The organism is Bradyrhizobium sp. (genome assembly GCF_049581145.1).
Classification (GTDB): Bacteria; Pseudomonadota; Alphaproteobacteria; order Rhizobiales; family Xanthobacteraceae; genus Bradyrhizobium.
Map to the genome: position 1 here is coordinate 1 of NZ_JBAURI010001124.1, position 5,789 is coordinate 5,789.

Sequence of the window (5,789 nt, forward strand, 5' to 3'; positions counted from 1 at the left end):
CCTTTACCCCTCTCGCTGGCCGAACTCGCTCGGCGCACGGGCCTATACAAGAGCACCCTGTTGCGGCTGATGGCCTCGCTTCAGGAGTACGGCTACCTGGCCCAGCTCTCCGATGGCCGTTACCATCTTGGCCCCACCCCATTTCGGCTAGGCGCGGTCTACCAGCGTGCCAACAATTTGCATGACCATGTGATGCCGGTGCTGCGGCAACTGGTTGCCGCGGGGACCGAGAGTTCGTCGTTTCACGTCAGGCACGACGCGCGACGACGGCTCTGCATATTCCGCGTCGATTCTCAGCATTCCACGCTGGACCGCGTCGAGGCCGGGATGCTGTTGCCGCTCGACCACGGCGCCGCCGGCAAGGTCCTGCTGGCATTCGATGGCGAAAAAGGCAAGCCGTTCGACAAGATCCGCGCGGATTGCATAGCGACCTCCTTTGGAGAGCGCGATCCCGATTGCGCCGGCATGGCTTGTCCGATATTCGGACCGGACCGCAAACTTGCGGGCGCGTTGTCGCTCTCCGGGCCCAAGCTGCGTTTCACCAGGGAGAATATCGGGACCATGTCTGCCCTGCTGCTGAAGGCGGCCATCCGCTTGACGTCATCGCTCGGAGGGCCGACCGAGCTGATCGAGCGGATTTCGAATTCATCACCGGTTGCTCATCAGCCAGCCGCGATGCGCTCGTCCCGCGGAACCGGAAAATAGATCGGATGGGCAGCAACCGCCTCACGGTCGAGCGGCCAGACGAGGTTGCCTTGCGTGGATTGAACGGGACCTGGAATGGACGTTAGGAACGCCAAAACGGATGTGCGGTTGAGCCGGCACCACGACGTGCTGGTGATCGGCGGCGGCAATGCCGCGTTATGCGCGGCCATCAGCGCGCGGCGCGCCGGCGCGTCGGTGCTGGTGCTGGAGAGCGCGCCAAAGTTCTATCGCGGCGGCAATACAAGGCATACGCGCAATATGCGCTGCGCCCATGATGCGGCGACCGACATCCTGACCGGGCCCTATACCGAAGAGGAATTCTGGGAGGATCTGCTGCGCGTCACCGGTGGCCAGACCGACGAAGAGCTGGCGCGCCACATGATCCGGGAATCCAAGGACATCCTGAACTGGATCGTCGAGCAGGGCGTGCGCTGGCAGCCGTCGCTCGGCGGCACGCTGAGCCTCGGCCGCACCAACTCCTTCTTCCTCGGCGGTGGCCGCGCCATGCTCAACGCGCTCTACCGGACCGCCGAAGCGCTCGGCGTCGACATTTTCTATGACGCCGAGGTGAAGGAGCTCGAGATCGAGGACGGCATGTTTCTATCGGCCGCGCTGCAGCACAATGGCGCGGATGTCTCCGTCCGCGCGTCAACCCTGGTTGCGGCGGCCGGCGGATTCGAAGCCAATATCGAATGGCTGAAACAATATTGGGGCGAGGCCGCCGACAATTTCCTGATCCGCGGGACGCCCTATAATCGCGGCTCGATCCTGAAGATGCTGCTCGCCAAGGGCGTGCAGGAGATCGGTGACCCCACCCAGTGCCACGCGGTCGCGATTGACGCCCGCGCGCCGAAATTCGACGGCGGCATCATCACGCGGCATGATTCCGTGGTGTTCGGCATCGTCGTCAACAAGCACGCCGCGCGCTTCTATGACGAGGGCGAGGACATCTGGCCAAAGCGCTACGCGATCTGGGGCCGGCTGGTCGCGGCCCAGCCCGACCAGATCGCCTATATCATCTTCGATTCGACGGTGGTCACGAGCTTCATGCCGACGCTGTTTCCGCCGATCGGCGCGCCGACCATCGCCGAGCTCGCAGGCTTGCTCGAGCTCGATCCGGCGGCGCTGGAAAAGACGGTGGCCGATTTCAACGCCGCGGTGCGGCCCGGCACGTTCGATCACACCATTCTGGACGACTGCAAGACCGAGGGCTTGACGCCGCCAAAGACCCATTGGGCTCGCAGAATCGACACTCCGCCTTATCTGGCCTATCCGGTGCGGCCCGGCATCACCTTCACCTATCTCGGCACCCGCGTGAACAAACAGACGCGGATCCTGATGAATGACGGCAAGCCCTCAGCCAACATGTTCGCGGCCGGCGAGATCATGGCCGGCAATGTGCTCGGCAAGGGCTATGCGGCCGGCATCGGCATGACCATCGGCAGCGTGTTCGGGCGCATCGCGGGACGGGAAGCGGCGAAAAATGCGCGGAACTAGAATCTTGACCGAGGCCGACCGTCTGATGACGGTCTGCAATTCCTGCCGCTATTGCGAGGGGCTGTGCGCGGTGTTTCCGGCGATGGAGATGCGCCGCGCCTTTTCCGACGGCGACCTGAATTATCTCGCCAATCTCTGCCACGCCTGCGGCGCCTGCTACACCGACTGCCAGTTCTCGCCGCCGCATGAATTCGACGTCAATGTGCCGAAGACGCTGGCCGTCGCGCGCGCCGACTCCTATGCCGCCTATGCTTGGCCACGGGCTTTCTCCGGCCTGTTCGCGCGCAACGGGCTTGCGGTCAGCCTGATCGCGGCGTTCAGCGTCGCTGCATTCATCGTTGGCTTTGCGGCATTCCTCGACCACCAGGTGCTGTTCGGCATTCATACCGGACCCGGCGCGTTCTATGCGCTGATGCCGCATAACGCGCTGGTCGTGCTGTTCGGCGTCGCGTTCCTCTACGCGATCCTGGCGCTTGGGCTCAGCATGCGCGCGTTCTGGCGCGACATCGGTGAACCCGTAGGCCAGCGCAGCGATGCGCCGTCGCTCTGGCAGGCGACCAAGGACGCGGGCAGCCTGCGCTATCTCGACGGCGGCGGGGTCGGCTGCTTCAACAAGGACGACCAGCCGACCGACCGGCGCAAGATCTTTCATCACCTGACATTCTACGGCTTCCTGCTCTGTTTCGCCGCGACCTGCATCGCGACGCTGTATCATTATCTGCTGGCGCGCGAGGCGCCCTACGCGTGGTGGGACCTGCCGGTCGTGCTCGGCACGCTCGGGGGCATCGGGCTCATGATTGGACCGATCGGGCTACTCGTGGCGAAATGGCAGCGCGATCCCGTGCTGACGGATGTCGCGCGCACCGGCATGGACGCGGCCTTCATCCTGATGCTGCTATTGACCAGTGCGACCGGCCTCGCGCTGCTCGTGCTGCGCGACACCGCCGCGATGGGGCCTTTGCTGGCGCTGCATCTCGGTTTCGTCTTCGCGCTGTTCATCACGCTGCCCTACGGCAAGTTCGTGCACGGCCTCTACCGCTTCGTCGCGCTGCTGCGCTATGCAAGGGAACGGCGGATGATGGGGCACGTGTGATCATCGTTCGTGAGCGGAATCGATTCGCAGGGTGGGCAAAGCGCAGCTTGCCGACCACTTCAAGATGACGATGCGAAATGGATGGTGGGCACGGCGCACGGGCGCCCTTGCCCATCCTACAGATCTACTACCACGTAATCGTTGTCGACTGCGACCTTGATGGTTTCCGCCACATACGGCCCCTGCATCACGGCGGCGCCGGGCTCGACATTGACCGGATAGGCCTTGGCGCGGAACCGCCTGGGGTCGCAGTAGGACTGGCCGGTGCGGACATCGAATTCCCAGCCGTGCCAGGGACAGCGGATGATTTCGCCGAGTTTTGTATATTCGATCGCACCGGGATCGCTGGATTGCGCGAGCCCGATCAGTGGGCCTTCACACAGCGCCGCGCCCTGATGCGGACAGCGGTTCAGCAGGCCGAAGAACTCGCCGTTGATGTTGAAGATCGCGATCGGGCGCGCGTCGATGGTGAGGAACTTGCGCGTGCCCGGCGGCAGTTCATCCACGGGGGCAATGACATGCCGTGTCATGCTGGTTGCTTCGCATGATCTCGTGCGGAAAACCGGCTCTCACTCTTCCGGATCATGCGATGCCGTAAACCTTCCGCGCATTGCCGAGATAGAAGGCGTCGCGGTTGGCTTCGGAGACGCCGGGCGGCAGCACCCGCGACGGGTCGTCGTAATCCCAGTGCGGATAGTCGGTCGCAAACAGCAGCTTGTCCCAGCCGATCCAGTCGATCACGTCAAACAGATGATCGCGCCGCTCCGGATCTTCCATCGGTTGCGTGGTCCAGAAGATATGATCACGGATATACTCCGACGGCGGACGCTTGACGTGCGGCACCTCGCTTCCGAGCCGCCGCCAGCAGCGATCGAGCCGCCAGGCCAGCGACGGCGCCCAGCCGAAACCGGCCTCGATCATGATCATCTTCAGTTTCGGGAAGCGCTCGAACACGCCTTCCAGCACCAGGCTGGCGAGCGCGGTCTGCTGGCATTGCGCATGACCGACCATCTCCTCGATATAGAAACTCGGCCAACCGGACGCCGTGATCGGATTGCCGCCAAAGCCGAACGCATGGATACCGACCGGCAGCCCGGCCTCCTCCGCCGCTTGATAGATCGGCCAGTAGCGGCGCTGCCCGAGCGGCTCGACGTTGCGGCTGAGCAGCAGAACCTGCACGAAATTCCTGTCGCCGGCGCGCTTGCGGATTTCGGCGGCCGCGCTCGGGCCATCTTCATTGCCGACGATGATGGAGCCCTTCAGCCGCAAATCCTTCGACGTCCACTTCTCGATCTGCCAGTCGTTGATCGCCGAACAGAGCGCGGCAGCGAGATCATGATTGCGGATGCCCTGCCCGGTCTGGAGCGGATTGAGCACGCCGAGCACGACATTGTTGGGATCAAGGTGCTGCTGCTGCATGAACGAGAGCGAAGAGCCCTGCGGCCCGCCTTCCGGCGGATAGGCGTCGCGCCGCGAGGCATTCGGCTGCGCCTTGGGGTATGGCGGGCCTTCCATCATGCCCTGATAGGGATGCCTGTCGTAGCTTTCGAGATGCTCGTGCCAGCGTTTGGCGAGATACGGATACAACTCGGTCCTGGTCGCGCGCGCAGGATGGATGTCGCAATCGGCGATCGCTGTCTTGGCACCGATGGCGGATGCCTTATCGGCGAGGCCACTGACCCTGATGTTCATGGCGTCATCTCCTTGAGCGCGTCAGCCTTGTTCAATCGGCCGTAAGTCGCAAAGGGGTTGTCGATCATGATCTTGCGCACGAGATCGCCCGACAACCCGTCCGGCAGGGCCTGTTCGCCCTCGAATTGCCAGTGCGGATAATCGGTCGAGAATAGGATCAATTCGTCGGACTGCATATGGTCGAACAGGCGATTTAACATTTGCGGATCCGGCGGCGCATCGACGGGCTGCAGCGAGAAACGGATGTTGCTGCGCACAATCTCGAGCGGCGCGCGATCGACCCACGGCGTTTCCATGCGGATGCCGCGCCAGAACTTGTGCAGCCGCCACAGATAGGGCGCAAGCCAGGTGAAGCCGCTTTCCAGCATCACCATCTTCAGCTCTGGATGCCGCGCGAACACGCCTTCCACGATCAGGCTGGTCAGTTGGGTCTGGAACGCCTGGGCCTGCGCGACATAATCCTCGATGTGGTAGGAACCCCAGCCGATCGACGTCGGCGGGTTGTGATAACTCGAGCCGGCATGGATGCCGACGGCAAGGCCCAGCCGCTCGGCCGCTTCATAGATCGGCCAGTAGGCGCGCTTGCCGAGCGGCATGTCGCCCATCACCAGCATCAGCACCTGGACAAAGCGCGGGTCGGCGGCGCAGCGTTCGATTTCCGCGACCGATTTGTCCACGCTCTGGGTGGGGATCACGATGGAGCCGCGCAGCCGGGGCTCCCGGTCGAGCCATTCCCCGGCGAGCCAGTCGTTCAGCGCCCGGCAGAACGCGTCCTGCATGTCCTCGCTGAACACCATCTGCA

General features: G+C 63.6%; 6 protein-coding genes. 3 read left to right on the forward strand and 3 right to left on the reverse strand.

Annotation, left to right across the window (positions count from 1 at the left end):
• The 3 genes from WCB02_RS36040 to tcuB form a co-directional block, all read left to right on the forward strand.
• On the forward strand, positions 1–705 hold a 705-nt coding region (locus WCB02_RS36040; protein ID WP_423966328.1), incomplete at its 5' end, for an IclR family transcriptional regulator.
• A 108-nt stretch (positions 706–813) separates the two neighbouring features.
• Positions 814–2,202, forward strand: a complete 1,389-nt coding sequence (gene tcuA / locus WCB02_RS36045) for an FAD-dependent tricarballylate dehydrogenase TcuA (protein WP_423966340.1) — start codon at positions 814–816, stop codon at positions 2,200–2,202.
• On the forward strand, positions 2,189–3,295 hold the full coding sequence (gene tcuB, locus WCB02_RS36050) for a tricarballylate utilization 4Fe-4S protein TcuB (RefSeq protein ID WP_423966330.1): 1,107 nt from the start codon (positions 2,189–2,191) through the stop codon (positions 3,293–3,295). Before tcuA ends, tcuB begins: the two co-directional genes overlap by 14 nt.
• A 116-nt stretch (positions 3,296–3,411) precedes the next feature.
• On the opposite strand, the gene WCB02_RS36055 is transcribed toward tcuB, so the two are convergent.
• The 3 genes from WCB02_RS36055 to WCB02_RS36065 all read right to left on the reverse strand — a co-directional run.
• Complete coding sequence (locus WCB02_RS36055; protein WP_423966333.1) at positions 3,412–3,825, reverse strand: Rieske (2Fe-2S) protein; 414 nt, start codon at positions 3,823–3,825, stop codon at positions 3,412–3,414.
• 52 nt (positions 3,826–3,877) lie between these two features.
• A complete protein-coding gene (locus WCB02_RS36060) occupies positions 3,878–4,987 on the reverse strand; it encodes an amidohydrolase family protein (protein WP_423966336.1) in 1,110 nt (369 codons plus the stop codon).
• A partial coding sequence (locus WCB02_RS36065) for an amidohydrolase family protein (RefSeq protein ID WP_423966338.1) occupies positions 4,984–5,789 on the reverse strand: 806 nt, incomplete at its 5' end. The genes WCB02_RS36065 and WCB02_RS36060, both read right to left, overlap by 4 nt.